At 28.4% G+C, this 532-nt stretch carries 1 protein-coding gene; it reads right to left on the reverse strand.

Features of this window, described 5'->3' with window-relative positions:
• Entirely contained in the window at positions 1-228 is a 228-nt protein-coding gene (locus HT703_RS02860) for a hypothetical protein (protein WP_000576348.1), read from the reverse strand.
• Between the last annotated feature and the right edge of the window lie 304 nt (positions 229-532).

The following is a 532-nucleotide window of genomic DNA, read 5'->3' on the forward strand; positions in this document are numbered from 1 at the left end:
TCAATCCTTATCGAACACTTTTTCAAATAGCTTTTCATAAGCATAAATACTTGTAGAAATAATGGGAAATATAATCAAGCTCACAATCAGAATCTTATCCAGCTTAAAGGGGACAATCCCAAATAAGTGAAGAAATAAATCAATCAGAAAACTGTCGAAAAAAACTGTCAAAAGTAGTTCAATTTGTCTTTTTCTCTGCTTTTTTGTCTTGAATGCCTTAAATATCATATTATTCCCCTTTTCTAAGCTTCAATCCCTTCTCTCTATCTGTCATTTCGCATAGCTGCTACTATTTTTACAGCAATCTATCTTTAAATATACATAAAGATAAGATTCTATCACTTTTTATAAGTGTTAGCAAATTTATTATATCTCATTTCTAAAACGCTTTCAATACAGTGTAGTATAATAGATTTTAGTTTCAAGAAACTCTTTTGTATAATAATATCCTTGAAAGTAGTTTCAGATGAACATTTATAGTCCATAAAAAGAAAACAGAGACTCATCTGTTTTTTACACTCAATGAAAATCA

Origin of the sequence: Streptococcus sp. 3874, assembly GCF_013276425.1 — a bacterium.
In the GTDB taxonomy this organism is placed as follows: Bacteria; Bacillota; Bacilli; order Lactobacillales; family Streptococcaceae; genus Streptococcus; species Streptococcus pseudopneumoniae.

Excerpts from the sequence above, each read along its gene's own strand:
- HT703_RS02860 (WP_000576348.1), bottom strand. The coding sequence starts at position 228 with ATGATATTTAAGGCATTCAAGACAAAAAAGCAGAGAAAAAGACAAATT.